General features: G+C 71.8%; 17 protein-coding genes and 1 pseudogene. 7 read left to right on the top strand and 11 right to left on the bottom strand.

Going from position 1 to position 19,286, the window contains the following annotated elements:
• Positions 1–8: 8 nt before the first annotated feature.
• The 7 genes from AC5P1B_RS14590 to AC5P1B_RS14560 all read right to left on the bottom strand — a co-directional run bounded on the left by AC5P1B_RS14590 (position 9) and on the right by AC5P1B_RS14560 (position 9,520).
• The gene (locus AC5P1B_RS14590; RefSeq protein WP_493887487.1) at positions 9–2,069 is read right to left on the bottom strand and encodes a dipeptide ABC transporter ATP-binding protein; all 2,061 of its coding nucleotides are present in this window, start codon (positions 2,067–2,069) and stop codon (positions 9–11) included.
• On the bottom strand, positions 2,066–3,055 hold the full coding sequence (locus AC5P1B_RS14585) for an ABC transporter permease (protein WP_493887485.1): 990 nt from the start codon (positions 3,053–3,055) through the stop codon (positions 2,066–2,068). Before AC5P1B_RS14585 ends, AC5P1B_RS14590 begins: the two co-directional genes overlap by 4 nt.
• Positions 3,052–4,152 (bottom strand): ABC transporter permease, encoded by a 1,101-nt coding sequence (locus tag AC5P1B_RS14580; protein ID WP_493887652.1) that lies wholly within the window; start codon positions 4,150–4,152, stop codon positions 3,052–3,054. Before AC5P1B_RS14580 ends, AC5P1B_RS14585 begins: the two co-directional genes overlap by 4 nt.
• Positions 4,153–4,241: 89 nt before the next feature.
• Positions 4,242–5,996, bottom strand: coding sequence for an ABC transporter substrate-binding protein (locus AC5P1B_RS14575; protein WP_493887484.1), 1,755 nt, complete (start codon positions 5,994–5,996; stop codon positions 4,242–4,244).
• A 217-nt stretch (positions 5,997–6,213) separates the two neighbouring features.
• Positions 6,214–6,306 carry an Ms4533A family Cys-rich leader peptide gene (locus AC5P1B_RS14570; protein ID WP_493887482.1) on the bottom strand — a complete coding sequence of 31 codons (93 nt, stop codon included), beginning with the start codon at positions 6,304–6,306 and terminating at the stop codon, positions 6,214–6,216.
• 375 nt (positions 6,307–6,681) lie between these two features.
• Positions 6,682–8,277 (bottom strand): DUF3152 domain-containing protein, encoded by a 1,596-nt coding sequence (locus AC5P1B_RS14565; RefSeq protein WP_493887481.1) that lies wholly within the window; start codon positions 8,275–8,277, stop codon positions 6,682–6,684.
• 166 nt (positions 8,278–8,443) lie between these two features.
• Positions 8,444–9,520, bottom strand: a complete 1,077-nt coding sequence (locus tag AC5P1B_RS14560; protein WP_493887480.1) for an alpha/beta fold hydrolase — start codon at positions 9,518–9,520, stop codon at positions 8,444–8,446.
• Between the two features lie 195 nt (positions 9,521–9,715).
• On the opposite strand from AC5P1B_RS14560, the gene AC5P1B_RS14555 reads away from it, so the two are divergent.
• The 4 genes from AC5P1B_RS14555 (at position 9,716) to AC5P1B_RS14540 (ending at position 11,732) form a co-directional block, all read left to right on the top strand.
• Positions 9,716–9,943: a hypothetical protein gene (locus tag AC5P1B_RS14555; RefSeq protein WP_493887478.1), complete on the top strand. Its 228-nt coding sequence runs from the start codon at positions 9,716–9,718 to the stop codon at positions 9,941–9,943.
• A gap of 136 nt (positions 9,944–10,079) precedes the next feature.
• Positions 10,080–10,733, top strand: a complete 654-nt coding sequence (locus AC5P1B_RS14550; protein WP_493887477.1) for a TetR/AcrR family transcriptional regulator — start codon at positions 10,080–10,082, stop codon at positions 10,731–10,733.
• 291 nt (positions 10,734–11,024) lie between these two features.
• Entirely contained in the window at positions 11,025–11,252 is a 228-nt protein-coding gene (locus tag AC5P1B_RS14545; protein WP_493887476.1) for a DUF3107 domain-containing protein, read from the top strand.
• Between the two features lie 207 nt (positions 11,253–11,459).
• Complete coding sequence (locus AC5P1B_RS14540; protein WP_493887475.1) at positions 11,460–11,732, top strand: hypothetical protein; 273 nt, start codon at positions 11,460–11,462, stop codon at positions 11,730–11,732.
• Between the two features lie 175 nt (positions 11,733–11,907).
• Here AC5P1B_RS14540 and AC5P1B_RS14535 read toward each other — a convergent pair whose 3' ends face one another.
• Positions 11,908–12,657 carry a ferritin-like fold-containing protein gene (locus AC5P1B_RS14535; protein ID WP_493887474.1) on the bottom strand — a complete coding sequence of 250 codons (750 nt, stop codon included), beginning with the start codon at positions 12,655–12,657 and terminating at the stop codon, positions 11,908–11,910.
• Positions 12,658–12,961: 304 nt separating this feature from the next.
• Here AC5P1B_RS14535 and AC5P1B_RS14530 point away from each other — a divergent pair.
• A pseudogene (locus AC5P1B_RS14530) lies at positions 12,962–14,732 on the top strand (DEAD/DEAH box helicase); the annotation flags it as partial.
• A 201-nt stretch (positions 14,733–14,933) separates the two neighbouring features.
• Positions 14,934–15,797: an alpha/beta fold hydrolase gene (locus tag AC5P1B_RS14525; protein ID WP_493887472.1), complete on the top strand. Its 864-nt coding sequence runs from the start codon at positions 14,934–14,936 to the stop codon at positions 15,795–15,797.
• A 122-nt stretch (positions 15,798–15,919) separates the two neighbouring features.
• Here the strand turns inward: AC5P1B_RS14525 and AC5P1B_RS14520 are convergent, their stop codons facing one another.
• Entirely contained in the window at positions 15,920–16,843 is a 924-nt protein-coding gene (locus AC5P1B_RS14520) for an NYN domain-containing protein (protein ID WP_493887471.1), read from the bottom strand.
• Positions 16,844–17,044: 201 nt separating this feature from the next.
• Here AC5P1B_RS14520 and AC5P1B_RS14515 point away from each other — a divergent pair, with 201 nt between their 5' ends.
• Entirely contained in the window at positions 17,045–17,197 is a 153-nt protein-coding gene (locus AC5P1B_RS14515; RefSeq protein WP_493887469.1) for a DUF8834 family protein, read from the top strand.
• 82 nt (positions 17,198–17,279) lie between these two features.
• Here the strand turns inward: AC5P1B_RS14515 and AC5P1B_RS14510 are convergent, their stop codons facing one another.
• Both AC5P1B_RS14510 and AC5P1B_RS14505 read right to left on the bottom strand, forming a co-directional pair.
• Complete coding sequence (locus tag AC5P1B_RS14510) at positions 17,280–17,885, bottom strand: MarC family protein (protein WP_493887468.1); 606 nt, start codon at positions 17,883–17,885, stop codon at positions 17,280–17,282.
• A gap of 331 nt (positions 17,886–18,216) precedes the next feature.
• The gene (locus tag AC5P1B_RS14505) at positions 18,217–19,128 is read right to left on the bottom strand and encodes a PHP domain-containing protein (protein ID WP_493887467.1); all 912 of its coding nucleotides are present in this window, start codon (positions 19,126–19,128) and stop codon (positions 18,217–18,219) included.
• Positions 19,129–19,286 lie beyond the last annotated feature (158 nt).

The raw sequence follows: 19,286 nt of genomic DNA, 5'->3' as shown, positions 1-19,286 counted from the left end.
ACGCCGCACTATGCGGCGGCTTCCGCCCTTTCGAGCAGGGGCACCGCGGCCAGCAGTGACCGGGTATAGGGGTGCTGTGGATCGTCGTATACGGCGTCCGTGGTCCCCTCCTCCACGATCCGTCCGCCGCGCATGACCGCTACCCGGTCGCTGACCTGCCGGACCACGGCGAGGTCGTGCGCGATGAACACCAGCGCCAGCCCACGTTCCCGCTGCAACTCGCCCAGCAGCCGAACGATCTGCGCCTGGGTGGTGACGTCCAGCGCCGAGACGGGCTCATCGCAGACGATCAGCCGGGGCTCGGGGGCGAGCGCCCGCGCGACGCCGACGCGCTGGCGCTGGCCGCCACTGAACTCGTGCGGGTAGCGGTGGTACCAGTCCGGGTTCAGGCCCACACGTTCCAGCAGCTCACGCACGCGCGCACGCACGTGTGCGTCGCCCAGGCCGCCCGCCGCCCGCAGCGGGTCGGCGACCGACTCGCCGATACTGCGACGCGGGTTCAGGGAGGAGACCGGGTCCTGGAAGACCATCTGCAACTCACGCCGAAAAGGCCGGAGTTCGCGCTCGCGCAGTCCGCCGATGTCACGCCCCCGGTAGCGCAGCGCTCCACCGGACGGCTCCAGCAACCGGACGAGCATCCGGCCGAGCGTCGTCTTGCCGCTGCCCGACTCCCCGACCACGCCCAGCGTCTCACCTGGCCGCAGGGTCAAGGACACCTCGTCCACGGCGACGACAGAGCCTCGCCGTTTACCGAACTCCCTGCGCAGCCCCACCGCTTCGAGCAACGGAGCGTCCACGGCGCCGACATCCGCACCCACCCCCGGATTCCCGCCGTCTGCCGACTCCAGCACGCCACTCAACGGCCGACGAAGCGTGCCAGCAGAGGGAAGGGACGCGACTGGCAGCACCAACGCCCCCGGCGACACCGACTGCTCCGACTGCTCCGACTGCTCCGACTGCTCCGACTGCTCCGACTGCTCCGACTGCTCCGACTGCTCCGACGAGACTGACGGCACCGGCACCGGCACGGGCACCGGCACCGACGGCGACACGTTGACGCGCGGCACGGCCGCCAGCAAGGCGCGCGTGTACGGCTCGCGCGGCGCCCCGAGGACCGTACGCACCGGCCCGCGCTCCACTGCGCGACCGTCCCGCATGACCAGCAGCTCATCGACGCTGGACGCCGCCACTCCCAGATCGTGGGTGACGAGGATCAGGCCCATGCCCGTCTCGGCCCTCAGCTCCGCCAGCAGGTCGAGGATCTGGGCCTGCACCGTCACGTCGAGAGCGGTCGTCGGCTCGTCGGCGACGAGCAACTGGGGCTCGCAGGAAAGGGCCATCGCGATCAGTGCCCGCTGCCGCATGCCACCGCTGAACTCATGTGGCCGGGACCGCGACCGGCGTGCCGCGCCGGGGATGCCGACCCGGTCGAGTACCTCGACGGCGCGCGCCCGCGCGGCACGCCGGGACGCGCCCCGGTGGTGCACGCGGTACACCTCGGCGATCTGGTCGCCGATGGCAAGGTAGGGATCGAGGGAGGAGAGCGGGTCCTGGAACACCATGGCGGCGACCCCGCCCCGCAGTCGGCGCAGCTCCGCCTCGTCGGCGACGAGCACGTCCCGCCCCGCGACCCGCACCGTGCCAGTGACGCGTGCGCCGGTCCCCCGGTGCAGCCCGAGCAGGCCGAAAGCGACCGTGCTCTTGCCGGAGCCGGACTCTCCTACGATGCCCAGCGCCTCTCCGGCCCGCAGTGTGAACGAGAGCCCGTCCACGGCCCGCACCAGCCCGGCACCCGGCTCCGATCCGCCCCGGCTGCCACCCCCGCCCCTGCCCTCGTCACCGTCGCCGCCACCACCGCCGTCTCCCGCAGACGCCTCACTTCTCGCAGACGTCTCGCCTCTCGCAAATGCCTCGTCTCTCGCAGACGCCTCGCCTTCCTCGTACGCGCCGTCTCTCGCCTGCCCACCGTGAACACCACCGGCCACCGGAAAGCCCACAGTGAGGTCCACGACCTCCACCAGCGGCTCCGGTGGTTCCAGCGGCTCCAGCCCTTCCGACCGCTTGCTCATGTCAGGGTCACCCTTCGGTCAGTGACGGCGTAGAGGAGGTCGGCGACGATGTTGGCGATCACCACAGCGGTGCCGGTGACGAGCACCACGGCCACGACGACCGGCAGGTCGATGTCCCGGACCGCGTGGACGAGCAGCTGGCCGAGGCCGGGCAGGCCGAACAGCGTCTCGGTGAGCACGGCGTTGCCGAAGATCGTGCCCAGGTCCAGCGCGCTGAGCGCGATCACCGGCGGCAGCGCGCCGCGCAGCGCGTGCCGCCCGACGATGGCGCGCTCCCGCACCCCGTACGCGCGAAACGTGCGGATGTGGTCCTCAGCGAGCGTCTCCAGCAGCGAACTACGCGTCAGCCGCGCGTACTTGGCCGACTCGATCAGTGCGAGCGCGGTCCACGGCAGCAGCAGGTTCCACGCCCACTGCTCCGGGTTCTCCGTCAGCGGCACGTACGAGGGGAAGGGCAGCCAGCGCAGATACGAGCAGAACAGCATCAGCAGCAGCAGGCCGACGATGAACACCGGTGTCGCGGTCCCGGCGAGTGTGAACCAGGTCAGCACCCGTTCGGTGATCCCGCCCCGGCGCAGCGCCGAGACGAGCCCGGTGCCCACACCGAGCAGCAGCCACAGCACCATCGCTCCGAAGGCGAGGGACGCGGTGACCGGGAGCCGCTGGGTGATGAGATCGGTGACCTGCTGGTCGTTCTGGTACGAGAGGCCGAAGCAGGGCGCGTCGCAATGGAGAACGCCGGTGCCGGTGGAGTAGTCGTGTCCGGCGAAGAGGCCCTGGAGGAAGTGCCAGTACTGCACGTACAGCGGGTCGCCGAGCCGTAGTTGTTCGCGTACCTGCGCGATCTGGTCGGGGTTGCAGCGCGGCCCGCACGCGAGCTTGGCCGGGTCACCGGGCGCGACGTAGAACATCGCGTAGACGACGATGGACAGGGCGAGCAGCACCAGCAACGCGCCGCCCGCGCGCCGCAGGAGGTAGCCGGTCATGGGGTGCCGTCCTTCTTCTGCTCGTCACGCGGTCCCCGCCGTTCCTGCCAGTCCTGCCGGTCGCAGCGGTCCTGTCCGGACGCGAGCCCCGCGCGCTCGGCACGCCCCACACGCTCAGCACGCCCCGCGCGCCCTGTGCGCCCCGCACGCCGCGTGCCGACGCCCAGCCGGGACGCCTCGCGCGGGTCAAGTGCCGTGCGGAGCGCGTCGCCGAGCACGGTGAAGGCGAGCACGGTGAGGAACAGCAGGCCCGCCGGGAGCAGTACATACGTGGGGTCGGCGCGGAACCATGTGGTCGCGGTCGAGAGCATCTGCCCCCAGGACGGGGTGGGCGGCCGGATGCCGACGCCGAGGAAGGAGAGCCCGGCCTCGGCGACGATGTTGGTCGGCAGCAGGATCGCCGCGTAGGTGATCACGGGAGCGGCGAGCGAGGGCAGCAGTTCGCGGCGTGCGACACGGAAGGGCCCCGAACCGCCGAGCCGTGCGGCCGCGACGAAGTCGAGCTTCTTCAGCGTCAGCGTCTGCGCCCGGACGATCCGGGCCGTCCCACCCCAGCTGAGCAGTGCGATCACAAGCGTGAGCAGCAGTGGCCGGGGAAAACCGGCCGGCACGACGGCGGTCAGCGCGATGGCGAAGACCAGCATGGGCAGCGCCATGAACACATCGCTGACGTGGCTCAGCACACCGTCCAGGAAACGGTTGCCGAGCCCGGCCGCGATGCCCACCGCCAGCCCGATGAGCACCTGGAGCGCGGTGGCGCCGACGGCGACCGCGAGCGACACCCGGGCGCCGTAGACGAGCCGGATGAACAGGTCGCGTCCGGTGCCGGGTTCGACGCCGAGCCAGTGTTCGCCACTGACACCGCCGTACGAGCCGATGGGCACGCCGCCGCGCGCCGAGTCGATCAGGTCGTCGTGGTAGGTGTTCGGGTCCTGGCCGGTGAGCGTGGACAGCAGCGGTGCGGCGAGCGCGAGCACAGCCAGCAGTCCCAGCACGGTGCCGGCCACGGCGGCGGACCTGCGCCCGCGCAGCCGTCGCCACACCTGCCCGGGGCGGGCGGCGGGAGCCGGGACCACCGGGGTGGCCGCCGGGACCACCGCCGGGACCACCGCAGGGGTGGCCGCCGGGATGGCCGTTGACACGTCGGCGGTCACGAGATCACTCCGTGCGGCCTGGGTCGCCCCGCTCACCGGACCGCGACCTGCGAGACGTCGAGAACGCCGGTCCAGTGGCTGATCACGACGTTCTTGACGTCCCTGCCGTACAGCCGCTTGTAGACCGGGTGGAACAGCGGCACCGTCAGAGCCCGCTCGCCGATCTTCTTGTCGAGCGCGCCCCACCGCTTGGCGGCCGCTTCGAGATCGGTCAGCTTGTTGATCTCGTCGATCTCGGCGTTGACGGACGGGTCGTCGAGTTGCGCGGCGTTGTAGTTGGAGCCGTTCTTGACGATCTGGCGACCGTCGAAGATCGGCGCGAGGAACGGCCCACCGGACGGCCAGTCCGCGCCCCAGTGGGAGAGGAAGAGCCCGGGCTCGGACTTCAGGCTGTGGATCTTCTCCTTGTAGTCGTTGTCCTCAAGGCCCTGGAGCTTGACGGTGATCCCGGCCTTCTTCAGCCCCTCCTGGAGGGCGGTGGCGATGTCGGGGCTGGTCTCGAAGTCTCTGGCGGTGGAATGCGTGAGGGTGATTTTCAGCCCGTCCGGGTAGCCCGCTTCCTTGAGCAGCTTCCTGGCCTTGTCGGGGTTGCCGTCCTTGCCGGCGGGGAAATGGTCGTACGGCGTGTAGCCGAAGGACGTCTGCCGGGGCAGATAGGTGGTGGCGCGCTCGGCCAGCGACGAGCCGCCCGCCGCGTTGATGACGCTGGTGCGGTTCACGGCGTAACTGATCGCCTGCCGCACACTGGGGTCGTCGAAGGGCTTCACCTTCGGGTTGAACGCCAGGTAGTTGACGTAGCCGAAGTGCCCCGTGCCGACCCGGGACGCCAGCTCCTGGTCGCCGCTGACCTGGGCGAGTTCGGCCGGTCCGAGGTTCGTGTCGGTGGTGACCGCGGCCGCGTCGATGCCCGACCCTGTGGACAGCCGCTGGTTGATGACGGCCGGGTCGAGGCCGGACTTCACGTCGATGGTGTCCGGGTAGGCGTGCCGCTCCTTGTCGGTCGCCGCCGACCAGTGGGGGTTGCGCTCAAGCAACAGGCGTTCGCCGTCACCGGAGTTCTTGACGACCTTGTACGGGCCGGAGGAGACGGGGTGCTCCTCGTACTTGGTGCCGGTGTCCTTGGCCTTGGGGACGGGCGCGAACTGCGTGCCGGTGGCGAGGAAGGGGAAGTCACCCTCAGGCTTGCGCAGGTGGAAGACGATGGTCTTGTCGTCGGGCGTCTTGATCGAGTCGAGCCCGCCCTTCCCGCTCCTCTTATCGTTCGTGTCCTTCTTGTCGTTCTTGTACGGGCCCTCGTAAGAATCGCCGCCCACCAGCCAGTCCCTCAGGTACGGGGCGCCGCCGGAGAGTTCGGCCGCGAAGGAACGCTCGATGCCGTACTTGATGTCGGCGCTGGTGATCGGGGAGCCGTCCTCGTACTTCAGCCCGTCCTTGAGCTTGTACGTCCACACCGTGGCGTTCTCGCTGGGCTTTCCGGTGTCCGTGGCGAGGTCGGGGACGACCTTGGCGCCCGCCTCGCCGTCCTCGCGGTTGCGGGTGGTGAGGGTGCGGAAGACCAGCGAGGGCACATTGCCACCACCGGAGGTGTACAGCCGCGCCGGGTCGAAGTCGGACTGCGGCTGCGCGTTGAGCACGGTGAGCGTGCCGCCCCGCCGCGGCTCGCCGCCGCTGCCGCCCTTGGCACCGTCGCCACTGCCCTCCGGCCCGCAGGCGGCCGCACCACCGAGAAGGACGACGCTGACGGCCGCCGCGGCGACACGGCGGGATATGACGGGCAGTTGACGCATGACGAAGTACGCCTTTCACAGCAGGAAGCACCAGGGAGGCGGCTGCGGACTCAGTCAGGCAGCGGGCCGCCCCAGGCGGACACGAAACGAAGAAAAGGAAGTGACGGAAGTGAAGGGAGAAAACGAAGCCCGATGAGCAGCCGCGGAAGAAGGCGGATGCGCGGGGGAATCCGGCCCTGGGCGTCACGCCTCGAAGGGACCCGGGGGAACTACGGCCTCAGCGACAGTCGATGTCGGCGACAGCGTGTCCGGCAACGCCGATCAGCGCCAGCTCGTAGCTGGCGTTCTCGATGGCGTGACGGCTCGACATGCGCAGAAGACTGAACGAATTTCCGCCACCTGGCAAAGGTGTTTCACGGAGAGAGACGCGGCATCTCACATGCCGGGCACGCGGGCATCAGCCAGCGGCCTTCGGCCACCGGCCGCACAAGCGAGGAGGACGCCGCGCGCGACGCGAGGCCCGCCGGGGAACGGCCCGCCGAGGCGACATCCCGACGCCCGGAGCCCTACCGTCCGCAAGCACCCGCTAGCCGACTCTCGGCTGGTCCGTGTCCGACAGCTCGCAACGGGGGCGCTGAGCCCCTGACCGTGCGTCGCCGACCGCGGGTGCGCCGTGGCTGGTCGCGCAGTTCCCCGCGCCCCTGACGGGGCACCCCCGCGCGGGGCCAGAACCCACCGGACGCCCCTAGTCGTCCTCGGCCTCGGCCTCGGGGAACGGCCAGGCGTTGACACGGCAGGCGGCGTCGCCCGTGTTCAGCCGCTTGGTCTGCTGCATCATCACCGGAGCGAGCGCGCCGTCCTTCTCGCACCCCTCGTGGTCGCGGCCGAGCCGGTGGCCCACCTCGTGGTTGATGAGCATCTGCCGGTAGACCAGGGTCTGTTCGGGGCGGAAGGTCTTCGCGCCCTGTGCCCATCGGTAGGCGTTGATCATGATGCGTTCGGTCGCCGCCGAGTCGCATGACACGTTGTCCTCCGTCGTGTCCAGCCCCGACTTCGCGCACCACTTCGCCGTCGTTCCCGGGCTCGCCAGGGTGATCACGAAGTCCGGCCGACCGGACGACACCCGCTCGAAGGTCTGCCGGCCCCCGTGGCCCCAACTCCGCTCGTCGTTGAGGGTCTTGTGGACGGCCTGCGAGAACAGCTTGGCTTCGAGCGGCAGCCCCTTCTCGACATCCACCCGGTACTGCCACACCTTGCCGCGCCCCGGTGCCTTGTCGTGCCCCGGCACCGCCGCGAACTTGTCCTTGAGCCGCAGGTTCGGGCTGAGCGGGAACTTCGTCGCCATCTTCTGCTCGTACGACAACGGGGCGGCCGGGCGGGGCGCGGGCGTGCGCTCCTTCGACCGGGACGCCTCGTCGCTCTTGCCCCGGTCCACGGCGTCCCGCGCCTGCGGCTTGTCGTCGTCCTTCGGCCCGGCGGCCACCTGCCCCGTCACCACGACGGCGAGCACGGTGGTCACCGCGGCGGCCACGACGCCGGTGAAGGTCCGGCCCTTGCCGTTCTTCGCGGCTCGACCGGCCCGCCCGACGCTGGTGGCGCCTCCCCCGCCGCCATGCCCGCCGTGCGCGCCATGCCCGCCGTGGGAAGCCTCCGGCTTCGCTTTTCCGCCTGAGCCACGCCCGCCGTCACCCGAACCGGCAGCGGCGCTCGCAGTGGCACCGGCACCTGCCTCGGCACCTGCCTCGCTGTTCGCCCGCGCCACCGCCGCGCCCGCCCCGGCGCCCGTGCCGGGCTGGGGCGTCGCGCCCTGACCCGGTGCGCCGGGTGCCAGCACGTCCAGCGGCCCGCTGTCGCCGAAGGAGCCGCCGTCCGGGCCACCGGCATCGAGAAGTCCGCCATCGCGGCGGTCCGCGCGTACGTCGTCGAGGCGGTCGAACACCTCGACGTACTCCTTGCGCGGTCCGGGCACCCGGGGGCCGCGCACCGGCGCGCCGACCGGCCGGGTTCCCACCGCGCCGGTCGTCGGCGCCGCCACGGCCCCAGGCGCGGCGCTGCCCCGCGGCATCGCGCCCGGGGCAACAACAGGTCCTGCCGTCATCGGTTGTCTCATCGGCGCGCCCCTGCCCGCGGCGCCACCTCGCGGTGGTCCCACCGGACCGGTCGGGGCACCGAGCGCGCCCCAGCCGCCGCCGGGCTCGCGGTGCTCCGGATGACCGCCCCTGGCCTGCGGCACGGAGGCGCCCATGGCGGGGCCTCCGGCCTGCGGGGCACCGGCGGCCTGGGGAACGCCGTGCGGCGGCGTGAACGCCTGGCCGTCGGCCTCCGCACCGGTCGGCCCCATCCGCCGCCGCCGGCCCGCGCCGGGCGGGTCCTGTGAGCGGCCGATGTCCGGGGCTTCGGCAGGGCCAGAAGAGGGAACTACGGGACCGGAAGGCCCGGTTGGGCCAGAAGGAGGTCCGTCGGGGGCGGACCGGCTGTCGCGTGCCCTTTTGCCGCGTGCGCTGTGTTTACCCACGTGCCGCAGCGCTCCTGCCCGTGCCCCGCTCCGCGCCGGGCGTATCGGCCCGCGCCGGACGCCGTGGCACGGCGCCCTCAGCTTCGCCAGATTCCACCGTCTCCACCTTCGCGCGTGCGTCGAGGTCGTCGAGCAGTTCGCGGAAAGCCCGCGCCACCGCTTCCGGGTACTCCATCATCGCAACGTGTCCGGCGTCGAGGAGCAACAGCAGACGCGAGGAACGGAACGCGGCGTTCGCGCGCCGCGCCATGCGGACGGAGATCAGCCGGTCCCGCATTCCGTAGACGAGCAGCGTCGGCGCGAGCACCCGCTCGGCCTGCCGCCACAGGGAATGCTGACCGCCCAGCGTGTACGCGTCGACGACGCCGCGCGCCGAGCGGGAGAGCACATCCCAGAAGTACGGCAGGGCCAGCCGCCGCTCGTACTCGGCGGCGGCCGCCGTGAGCGCCTCGGGGCTGACCAGCGCCGGGTCGCCGTAGCAGAGGGCGATCAGCTCGCGGGTGCGCCGCTCGGCCGTCCAGTCCCTGGTCAGGTGGCTGAAGAGCCGGGTGACGCCGGGCACGGCGAGCAGCGCGGTCGGCAGCGCGGTGCGCTGCGGGGGCACCTCGGGCAGCGCGGGCGAGACGAGGGTGAGGCTGCGGACGAGATCGGGCCGCGCGGCGGCCACTCGGGTGACGATCGCGCCACCCATGGAGTTGCCGAACAGGTGCACGGGGCCGCGGGCGCTCGCCTCAAGGTGCGAGGTGACGGCGCGGGCGTGGCCCGCGATGGAGTAGTCGCCGCTGGCGGGCGGCGGGGAGTAACCGAAGCCGGGAAGATCGACGGCCTCACCGTCCACCACGTCCGCCAGCTGCTCCATGAGCAGGGACCAGTTGTCGGAGGCGCCACCGAGCCCGTGCACGAACACGGCGGGCGGCAGCCCTCCGCGGGCGGGCGGCCGGGAGCGCACGGTCATCGCGCATCCGGCGAGCCGCACTTCGCGCAGTCGCTCCCCCTCACCGACCGGCACGGATCTCGCGGGCGATGCCGCTGGGACGGCGGGAAAATCCGGCGAGTCGGTCGAAGGCATGCGCCAATGTTACGAGACGATCACGCCCTACGTTCATGTGTTCGCCATCACAGTGCCCCATTCGGGCGCGGCCCGCGTTTCCGCGCCGTTCCCGCGCCCGTACCGGGCCCGCCGGGCGGCCCGTAGCGCATGGCGTTCGCCATCCACCACTCGTAGGCTCGTATAGAGGGCGCTCGCCCTGGAAAGGGGAGCCACATGCCTATCGACCCAGCGAACCCCGCCACCTTCGAGGACGAGCCCGTGCCGGACAGCGCCGAGGACAGGAACATGGAAGCCCCGGAAGCGGACGCGGTGGAGCAGCGAGTGGACTTGAAGCCCGACGACGACGAGCAGCCCACCGACTTCGATCCGGCCCTGGCGAACCCGGCAGATGTCGCAGAACAGCACCGTGTGGTCGACCTTGAGGAGGACGACTACCGATGAGCTGTACCTTTTGTCGGCTTCCCACTTCGCCAGGTCCGTGAAATTCTCCGCACGGACCGCGCGCACCCTGGTTACTCAAAAGTACGATGGCGGACGCGGTGAACACCGTGCACAGATCGATCCACTGGGAGGCGGCGTGACAGCCATCGAGCAGACCGAGGCGCGCCCACGAGGCACGCGCCTGCCGCGCCGAGCCCGACGCAATCAGCTCCTGGGCGCCGCCCAGGAGGTCTTCGTCGCGCAGGGCTACCACGCGGCGGCGATGGACGACATCGCCGAGCGCGCCGGAGTCAGCAAGCCAGTGCTGTACCAGCACTTCCCCGGCAAGCTCGATCTCTACCTGGCACTGCTTGACCAGCACTGTGAGTCACTGCTGCAGGCGGTGCGTACGGCGCTCGCCTCAACCACGGACAACAAGCTGCGCGTCAGCGCGACGATGGACGCCTACTTCGCCTACGTCGAGGCCGAGGGCGGCGCGTTCCGCCTCGTCTTCGAGTCCGACCTGACCAACGAGCCCGCCGTGCGCGAGCGCGTGGACCGGGTCTCGCTCCAGTGCGCCGAGGCCATCTCCGAGGTCATCGCCGAGGACACCGGGCTGCCGGTGGACGAGTCGATGCTGCTGGCCGTCGCCCTCGGCGGCGTCTCGCAGGTCGTCGCGCGGTACTGGCTCTCCAGCAAGAGCGACATCCCCCGCGACCGGGCCGTCCAGCTGGTGACCTCGCTCACCTGGCGCGGCATCGCGGGCTTCCCGCTGCACGGCGCCGACGGCCAGGGCCCCGAGGGCGCCTGACCGGCCCCCAGGACACGTGGCGGCACCCTCCGGGCACGGCGGCCCTGAGCCATCGGTGCCTCCGTCCGGCTCCGGGCCTCCACCCGGGGCCGGGCGCGCGTGGCGTGTGCTGCGGCCGCTGTGACGGCCGGTGCGGCACCGCGCACGCCGGTTGTTCGCTGCGGGCATGCCCTCAGCCGTCTCATCAGCGCCGCTCACCGGGCTACTGTGTGCTCCGTACGGCGCGGCAACCGCGCATCCTCCCCCGGGCTTGTGGCCAGGGGGAACCCGGACCGTCGGAGGGACATAGCCGTGGAGGTCAAGATCGGCGTGCAGCACGCGCCTCGCGAGATCATCTTGGAGAGCGGGCAGTCTGCCGAGGACGTGGAGCGCGCGGTCGCCGACGCGCTCGGCGGCAAGGTGCAGTTGCTGAGCTTGGTGGACGACCACGGCCGCAAGGTCCTGGTTCCGTCCGACCGGCTCGCCTACGTCGAGATCGGCGAACCGACCGCCCGCAAGGTCGGCTTCAGCGCCCTGTAGCCGCCGGCGCCTGCCGGTCGGGGCACTGCCCGGCAGCGCCCGTCGGCCGTTCATAGGCTGAGCACATCGTCACGGCGGGGCCCCGGTGAATTCCGCACCGGGGCCCCGCCGTTGGCGTGTCCGCAGGGTTGCCCGCGGTGAGCACGGGGTAGGACCGGCTACGACCGATTTGCGACTGCTCATCGGTCCCTCGCGGGAGGGAAGCGCATGATCCTGGAAGCGCTCGGCTCGGTACTGATCGGCCTCGCCATCGCCGTCGCGGCGATCCGCTGGCTGCCGCCCCAGCGGCTCCCGACCGCACGGCTGGTGCTGTCCACCGGCCCCGGCGCCGGCCTGTTCGGCGCCCTGCTGGCCCACACGGTGCTCGGCGGCGGCCACCTGGCGGCGACGCTCGGCGTCGCGCTGCTCGTGGCCCTGGTCCTCGTCTCCCTGCTCGTCCGCCGCCCCACCAGAGGGCTGCACCGCCGCGTGGCGGCCTGACCCCGGCGGGCCGGGCCGCCCACCCCGCGCGCCGGACGAGTGACGGCGGGCGAGGGCGGGAAAGCGCTGGCCGGGGCCCGGCGCGAGCGCCGGGCGCGGGACCTCAGGCACCCCCCGGGAGCGTGCGCCCCGGCGAAGGGCCGGGCTCGTCGGCCCCCCCGCCGCTCCTGGTGCGTCAGGCCGCCAGGCCTAGCGCCGCCATCCGCTTGGTGTGCGCCTCGGTGATCCGCGAGAACATCCGGCCGACCTCGGCGAGGTCGAAGCCGTCGGCCACGCCGCCCACGAGCATCGTCGACAGCGCGTCGCGGTCGGCGACCACACGCTGCGCCTGCGAGAGGGCCTCGCCCATCAGCCGCCGCGCCCACAGCGCCAGCCGCCCGCCGACCCGGGGATCGGCCTCGATGGCAGCCCGCACCTTCTCCACAGCGAACGACGCGTGGCCGGTGTCGTCGAGCACCTGGAGCACGAGGCCACGGGTGTCCGAGTCCAGTCGGGCCGCCACCTCGCGGTAGAAGTCACTGGCGATCGAGTCGCCGACGTACGCCTTGACCAGGCCCTCCAGCCAGTCGGACGGCGCCGTCTGCCGGTGGAACTCGTCCAGCGCGGCGGCGAACGGCTCCATCGCCTCGTTCGGCTCGGCCTCGATCGCCGCGATCCGGTCCCGCAACCGCTCGAAGTGGTGGAACTCCGCCGACGCCATCTTGGCGAGCTCCGCCTTGTCGTCCAGGGTGGGCGCCAGCTTGGCGTCCTCGGCGAGGCGTTCGAAGGCCGCCAGCTCGCCGTACGCGAGGGCACCCAGCAGGTCGATCACCGCCGCCCGGTACTGCGGCTCGGCGGACGCCTGGGCCCAGTCCTGGGCGGCGATCCCGGTGTGCTCCTCGGGCGTGTTCTCGGCGGCGGCAGCGGCGTTATCAGGCGTCTCCATGGAGCGCACAATAGTCGGCTGGGGGGCGGTGGGAAGTCCCTGGTCAGCCAGGGGGGTCAAGACCCGCGCCGCACTGTGTTCATCGTCGCACTCAAACAAGCCTCCGGGTGGAGAGCCGTATCCGGGGTACAGTGGTATTGGGCCCGCTCGTCATCGGCGGTGTTCCACCCATGCGGATGCCCGGTCGTTGGCCCGATCGGCTCCAAATCGACCGCCCTCCACGCGGCGCGTATGAGACATACGCCCAGCGAGAGGGACCCCGCTCGCGGCATGAGCGCCTGAGCGGAGGCAGTGGTCCCGCGCCATCCGGTCTTCCCCGGCCGGTCAAGTACCGGGTGCGGTACGACCCCCTTCGCCGCCTTGCGCCGCGTCTCACAGAAGAGGCAAGCATCCTGTCTACGTTCCGAGAGCTCGGGATTCTCCCCGAGACCGCCGAGGCCCTGGAGGCCGTCGGCATCGTGTCCCCGTTCCCCATCCAGGAGATGACCCTTCCGGTCGCCCTCTCCGGCTCCGACGTCATCGGCCAGGCGAAGACCGGCACCGGCAAGACGCTGGGCTTCGGCCTGCCGCTCCTGGAGCGGGTCACCGTCCCCGCCGACGTCGAAGCCGGCCGGGCCACGCCCGAGCAGCTGACGAACGCGCCCCAGGCGCTCGTGGTGGTCCCCACCCGCGAGCTGTGCCAGCAGGTCACCAACGACCTCCTCACCGCCGGCAAGGTACGCAACGTCCGCGTGCTCGCCATTTACGGCGGCCGCGCCTACGAGCCGCAGGTCGAGGCCCTGAAGAAGGGCGTCGACGTGATCGTCGGCACCCCGGGCCGCCTGCTCGACCTGGCCGGGCAGAAGAAGCTCGACCTCTCGAAGGTCCGCGGCCTGGTCCTCGACGAGGCCGACGAGATGCTCGACCTGGGCTTCCTGCCCGACGTCGAGAAGATCATCCAGCTGCTGCCCGCCAAGCGGCAGACCATGCTGTTCTCGGCGACCATGCCCGGCGCGGTCATCTCGCTCGCGCGCCGTTACATGTCGCAGCCCACCCACATTCGCGCCGCCGCGCCGGATGACCTGGGCCAGACGGTCGCCAACACCAAGCAGCACATCTTCCGCGCGCACTCCATGGACAAGCCGGAGCTGGTCTCCCGCATCCTCCAGGCGGAAGGCCGCGGCCTGGCGATGATCTTCTGTCGCACCAAGCGGACCGCCGCCGACATCGCCGACCAGCTCGCCCGCCGCGGCTTCGCCTCCGGCGCCGTGCACGGCGACCTCGGCCAGGGGGCGCGTGAGCAGGCGCTGCGCGCGTTCCGCAACGGCAAGGTCGACGTGCTGGTGTGCACCGACGTCGCGGCCCGCGGCATCGACGTCGACAACGTGACGCACGTCATCAACTACCAGTCCCCCGAGGACGAGAAGACGTACCTGCACCGCATCGGCCGCACCGGTCGCGCGGGCAAGTCCGGCATCGCGATCACGCTGGTCGACTGGGACGACATCCCGCGCTGGAAGCTGATCAACAAGGCGCTGGACCTGCCGTTCGACGACCCGGAGGAGACGTACTCCACCTCCGAGCACCTGTACGAGCTGCTGGGCATTCCCGCGGGCACCAAGGGGATACTGCCCCGCGCCGAGCGCACCCGCGCCGGTCTCGGCGCCGAGGAGGTCGAAGACCTCGGTGAGACCGGCGGCCGCGGTGCCCGTGGCCGCAAGGCACCCGCCGCCCCCGTCGTGACGGAGGAGCGCGAGCGCCCCGCCCGCGCCCCGCGCCAGCGCCGCCGTACGCGCGGTGGCATGAACGCGGAGGACTCCGCGGCGCCCGCGACCGAGACGACCGGCGAGAAGAAGGCCGCCCAGGCCGTCGACACCGCCGAGGGCGCGACCGATGAGGCCGCCGCACCGAAGCAGCCGCGCCGTCGCCGCCGCACCCGCAGCACGGCGGCCACGGCTTCCACAGGCGCCACGGACGGCGCGGGAGCGGCCGAGAAGGTGACCGCCTCCGCCGAGCGGTCCGACGCGGCCGACGCCCCGGCCAAGCCGCGCCGCCGCCGCACGCGCACGCGTGCCGCCGCGGGCCCCGAGGCGACGCCGGAGAGCTGACGCCCCAGGTATCACGAAGGCCGAGGGCCCGACCCACCCCGCGTTTCCCACGGGGCAGGGGCCGGGCCCTCGGCCTTCGCCGCTGAGTGCCCGGTCAGTACCCGGCGTGGGCGCGGTGACGGCGCGGTGGGATCTCGCCGTGTCACGGGCGGTCGCTCGCCTGCAACCGCCGCCCGCTAGCCTCGGCCCATGAGCAGGCCGCCATACCTTGACCTTCCCGCGTGCGCCCGGGCGTCTTCGCTGATCACCGCCCGTGGCGAGTTCGCGACCCACGACGCCAGGCCGGACGGCCCGGTGGCGGGGGTGGCGCTGCTGGTGCCGGGCTTCACCGGCAGCAAGGAAGACTTCATCACGCTGCTCGGCCCGCTCGCCGGGGCCGGGTTCCGGGTCGTGGCCATTGACGGCCGGGGCCAGCACGAGAGCGCGGGGCCGTGCGAGGAGAGCGCGTACACGCGTGAGGAGCTGGCGCGCGACGTCCTGGCGCAGGCGGCGGCGATCAGCGACGGACGTCCGGTGCATCTGCTGGGCCACTCGCTGGGCGGCTTGATCACGCGCGCCGCCGTGCTGCGCGACCCGGCGGCGTTCGCCTCGCTGACCCTGATGAGTTCGGGCCCCGCGGCGATCTCCGACACCCAGCAGGCCCGGCTCAAGCTGCTCATCGACGCGCTGGCCACCTGGGACAAGGAACAGGTGTGGCAGGCCATGCGGGAACTCGACCCGCCCGAGGCGCCGGGCAGGGAGACGCCGCCCGCCGTACGGGACTTCCTGCACCGGCGCTGGACAGGCACCGTACGCGAGCAACTGACCGGCGCCGCACGGCAGTTGCTGTCCGAGCCGGACCGGGTGGCCGAGCTGGCCCGGGTCCCGCTGCCCGTGCATGTGCTGTCAGGTGCCGTGGACTACGCCTGGCCGGTGCCGGAGATCGACGCGATGGCGCAGCGGCTCGGCGCCCGCCGCACGGTGGTCGCGGGCGCGGAGCACTCCCCCGCCGTCGACCGGCCACACGAGACCGCTGAAGCGCTGCTCGGCTTCTGGCACGAGGCCGGCACGTAGCGCCGGCTATCAGCACGGCACAGCGGCACGCGGCGTACGCGGCGTGCCGCGCGTGGCACGCGGCCGCGGCCGGGCACGCGGCGTCCGGTGGCATGGGACGGGCTCCGCGCCGCGGCAGCCGGTCAGTACTGGGCTTGCAGGTGCTCCCAGAAGCCGTCGCGCAGCGCGCGCCGCAGGTCGGCGCGGGACCGCAGCGACAGCTGGAGCAGCCCCTCGGCCTCGATCAGCAGTTCCTGGTCGACCGCTCCGGGCAGATACGGGTGACCTGGCAGCAGATCGGCGAGCGACCCCCGGCCCCGGCTGCCCAGCCACTGCGCGGCGACCTGCGCACCGACGAAGCGCACATCGTCGCGGCTGGGGGGCTGTTCGCCCGGAGCGGCCGGAGGCTCGGCGATCACCGACCGCCGCAGGACGTACGGCTTGCAGAAGTCGAGGTCGAAGGTGCGCTGGCTGTCGACCTCCCAGAGCAGCGGTTCCGCCTGGTTGCGCCCGCTGACGGCCTCGATGCCCCACAGGTGCACGCGGGCGCCGTAGCCCTGGGCCGCCTCGACGGCGGAGACCAGGTCCTCGTCGCCGCCGACGAGTACGGCGTCACCGATGGCACGGTGCCGGGCCAGCGACTCCAGGTCCGTACGGATCAGGGAGTCGACGCCCTTCTGCTGGTTGTTGGCGTTGAGGTTGCCGAGCCTGACCTTCACGTCGGGGAGTTCGGCGATGCGCTGCTGCTCAGCGGTGTGGATGCGGCGGCGGGCGCCGTCGTACCAGTACACGCGCAGCAGCCTGCTGTCGGGGAAGATCGTGCGCGCCCGGTCGATGAACGCCTCGATCAGCCCTTCGGTGTCCAGCTCGAAGGCGCGGCGGTCCTCGGTGCCGGTGACGAGGCGGCCGGCGGCCGCGTAGACATATCCCGCATCCACGAAGATCGCGTGGGTAGAAGGGGTGGTGGCGACCTCGGCCAGTACGCGCTGGAGCAGCTCGTTGGTGCGCTCGATCCCAGCGGCGATGGACACGAGGTCGGCGGGGCCAGGGGGCTCGACGTCGTTCATAGCGGCCTCATCGCCCTGGTCGTGACACAGCGTAGACAAACACTCTCAATACTCACCAGTAATTAGGCTCTCGAAAAATTTCTTTAGCGTAGGGAATGTTTGCCCGGAGCAACCCGTTCCCTCTACAGGACGCGCCACCAGGTAGTGGCGCGTTTGACTTACCAAAGTTCTCCTCAGGAGGATCAGACGAAGGGAGAAGCCTTGCGCTTCGAAATCATGCGCCTCGACGACATCGACGGCACCGCCGTGGACAGCACCGTTGTAGACGCCGCCTCCGTCAACCGGATAGTGCAGCAGGCCGCAGCGATCGGCCAGCGCATCTACATCCGGCCAGCCGACACCGCCGTCCGCTGACGCGAACGACGCCACCGCAACGCCGGGCGCCCCCGTACCCAAGGTACGGGGGCGCCCGGCGTTTCCGCTCACCAGACCTCGGTCAGGCCGCCTGGATGAACTGGGTGACGCCGTTCGCGATCTGCTGGACCGCGATGGCTGAGAGCATCATGCCCGCCAGCCGGGTCACGAGCACCACGCCACCATCCTTGATGACACGGATGATCAGCAGCGAATAGCGCATGACCAGCCACAGCACCACATGCATGGCGACGATCGCCGCCCACACCGACAGCTGCCCACCGAACCCGTGAGCGTGCTGCACCGCCAGGATCACCGAAACGATCGCGCCAGGACCGGCCAGCAGCGGCATGCCGAGCGGGACGAGCGCGACGTTGACGTCCTTGGTCTGGGTGGGCTCCTCCGATTTGCCGGTCAGCAGGTCCAAGGCGATGAGCAGCAACAACAGACCACCGGCGACCATCAGCGCGGGCACAGACACATGCAGGTAGTCCAGGATCTGCTGGCCGCAGACCCCGAAGAGCGCGATCACACAGAACGCCACGGTCGCCGCCTGCCACGCCATCTTGCGCTGCACCTTGGCGGGCCGCCCGGAGGTGAGCCCGAGGAAGATCGGCGTGATGCCCGGGGGGTCCATGATCACAAAAAGGGTGAGAAAGAGGGAACCGAAGAGAGCGAAGTCGAACACGATATGCCTTGCGAGGAGAGGGGATGCCAGGCCGGGAGGCGGCATGAGGGACAGCAGGGGACGGGGTCGGGAGGCTCAGACAGAAGCGGGCGGGCAGGCGGCAGCGGACGGATGAGCGGAGTGTTGGTCACGGGGCGCGAGCGCGCGCTACGTGCCTACGGGGCGCACCCCGTCACGCGGCGTGCGGGAGCGTGCGACAGGCGCGGAACATGTGCGCGATGCGGGACCGCCTGAGGGATACGGACCGGCGCGGCACCAGGCCGCACCGTACGGCGTCCCAGTCCTCCCCGGCCGGGCTTACCCGGCCGCGCTCCAGCGGCTCGCGGCTGGCTCAGCCGCCCGCTCCGGGCACGGGGAAGGCACCGGTCGCCCGGCGCGTGATCTCGCCGTAGATCTCGGGGTCGGTGGTGTGCTCACCGAGCCGGCAGGCCTTGCGGCTGCCGTGGTAGTCGCTGGAGCCGGTGGTCAGCAGGCCGAGGTCGGCGGCGAGCCCGCGCAGCCGCGCGCGGGTCGGCTCGTCGTGGTCCATGTGGTCGACCTCGATGCCGTCGAGCCCGGCGGTCGCCAGTTCGGCTATCGCGCTCTCGGGCACACAGTGGCCGCGCTTGAGCGCCAGCGGGTGCGCGAAGACGGTGACGCCCCCGGCGGCCTTCACCAGCCGGATCGCGTCGAACGGGTCGAGTTCGTGCTTGCTGACGTACGCGCGGCCGTCGTTCGCGAGCCAATCCGGCGTGAAGGCGTCGGAGACGGTCTCGACCACGCCGAGCTCCACCATCGCCGCCGCCACGTGCGGCCGCCCGATCGCGCCGTCCCCCGCGATCGCCGCGACCTGTTCCCAGGTGATGGGCACGCCGAGTTCGCGCAGCTTGGCGACCATGCCCTGAGCGCGCGGCAGCCGGTCGTCACGGACCAGTTCACGCTCGCGGGCCAGCTCGGGCTCGTGCGGGTCGAAGAGGTAGGCGAGCATGTGCAGGCTCACACCGCCGTCCTCGCCCCCGGCCGTATCCGCGCGGGCGCGGCCATCGGCGGAGGCGGGCAGCCGCAGGCGGCAGGACAGTTCGGCGCCGGTGACGAGCGTGAGCCCGGCGGGCAGCGCGGCGCGCGCCTCGGCGTAGCCGGCGACGGTGTCGTGATCGGTCAGCGCGACGACGTCGAGCCCCGCGGCAGCGGCGTTACGCACCAGCTCAGCAGGGGTGTCCGTGCCGTCCGAAGCCGTGGAGTGGGTGTGCAGGTCAACGCGCACGACGCGGACTCCCGGCTGCGTAGGGGACGATGGGGACCCCTTCACTCTACCGGGGCCACCCGGTACACCCGCCCCCGCCTGCTCTTTCCCCGCGTCCTCAGCCTCTGCCCCGGCGCCCAGCCCCTCGCCCGGGAGACAGCCGCTGCGGCCTCGTCACG

The organism is Streptomyces sp. A01 (assembly GCF_059026195.1).
Note: the sequence above shows the minus strand (reverse complement) of the source record. Positions and strands in the feature narration are given on the sequence as shown.

Excerpts from the sequence above, each read along its gene's own strand:
- AC5P1B_RS14575 (WP_493887484.1), bottom strand. The coding sequence starts at position 5,996 with ATGCGTCAACTGCCCGTCATATCCCGCCGTGTCGCCGCGGCGGCCGTC.
- AC5P1B_RS14540 (WP_493887475.1), top strand. The coding sequence starts at position 11,460 with ATGATCCTGGAAGCGCTCGGCTCGGTACTGATCGGCCTCGCCATCGCC.
- AC5P1B_RS14585 (WP_493887485.1), bottom strand. The coding sequence starts at position 3,055 with ATGACCGGCTACCTCCTGCGGCGCGCGGGCGGCGCGTTGCTGGTGCTG.
- AC5P1B_RS14565 (WP_493887481.1), bottom strand. The coding sequence starts at position 8,277 with ATGGGGCCGACCGGTGCGGAGGCCGACGGCCAGGCGTTCACGCCGCCG.
- AC5P1B_RS14520 (WP_493887471.1), bottom strand. The coding sequence starts at position 16,843 with ATGAACGACGTCGAGCCCCCTGGCCCCGCCGACCTCGTGTCCATCGCC.
- AC5P1B_RS14560 (WP_493887480.1), bottom strand. The coding sequence starts at position 9,520 with ATGCCTTCGACCGACTCGCCGGATTTTCCCGCCGTCCCAGCGGCATCG.
- AC5P1B_RS14570 (WP_493887482.1), bottom strand. The coding sequence starts at position 6,306 with ATGTCGAGCCGTCACGCCATCGAGAACGCCAGCTACGAGCTGGCGCTG.
- AC5P1B_RS14555 (WP_493887478.1), top strand. The coding sequence starts at position 9,716 with ATGCCTATCGACCCAGCGAACCCCGCCACCTTCGAGGACGAGCCCGTG.
- AC5P1B_RS14590 (WP_493887487.1), bottom strand. The coding sequence starts at position 2,069 with ATGAGCAAGCGGTCGGAAGGGCTGGAGCCGCTGGAACCACCGGAGCCG.
- AC5P1B_RS14525 (WP_493887472.1), top strand. The coding sequence starts at position 14,934 with ATGAGCAGGCCGCCATACCTTGACCTTCCCGCGTGCGCCCGGGCGTCT.
- AC5P1B_RS14535 (WP_493887474.1), bottom strand. The coding sequence starts at position 12,657 with ATGGAGACGCCTGATAACGCCGCTGCCGCCGCCGAGAACACGCCCGAG.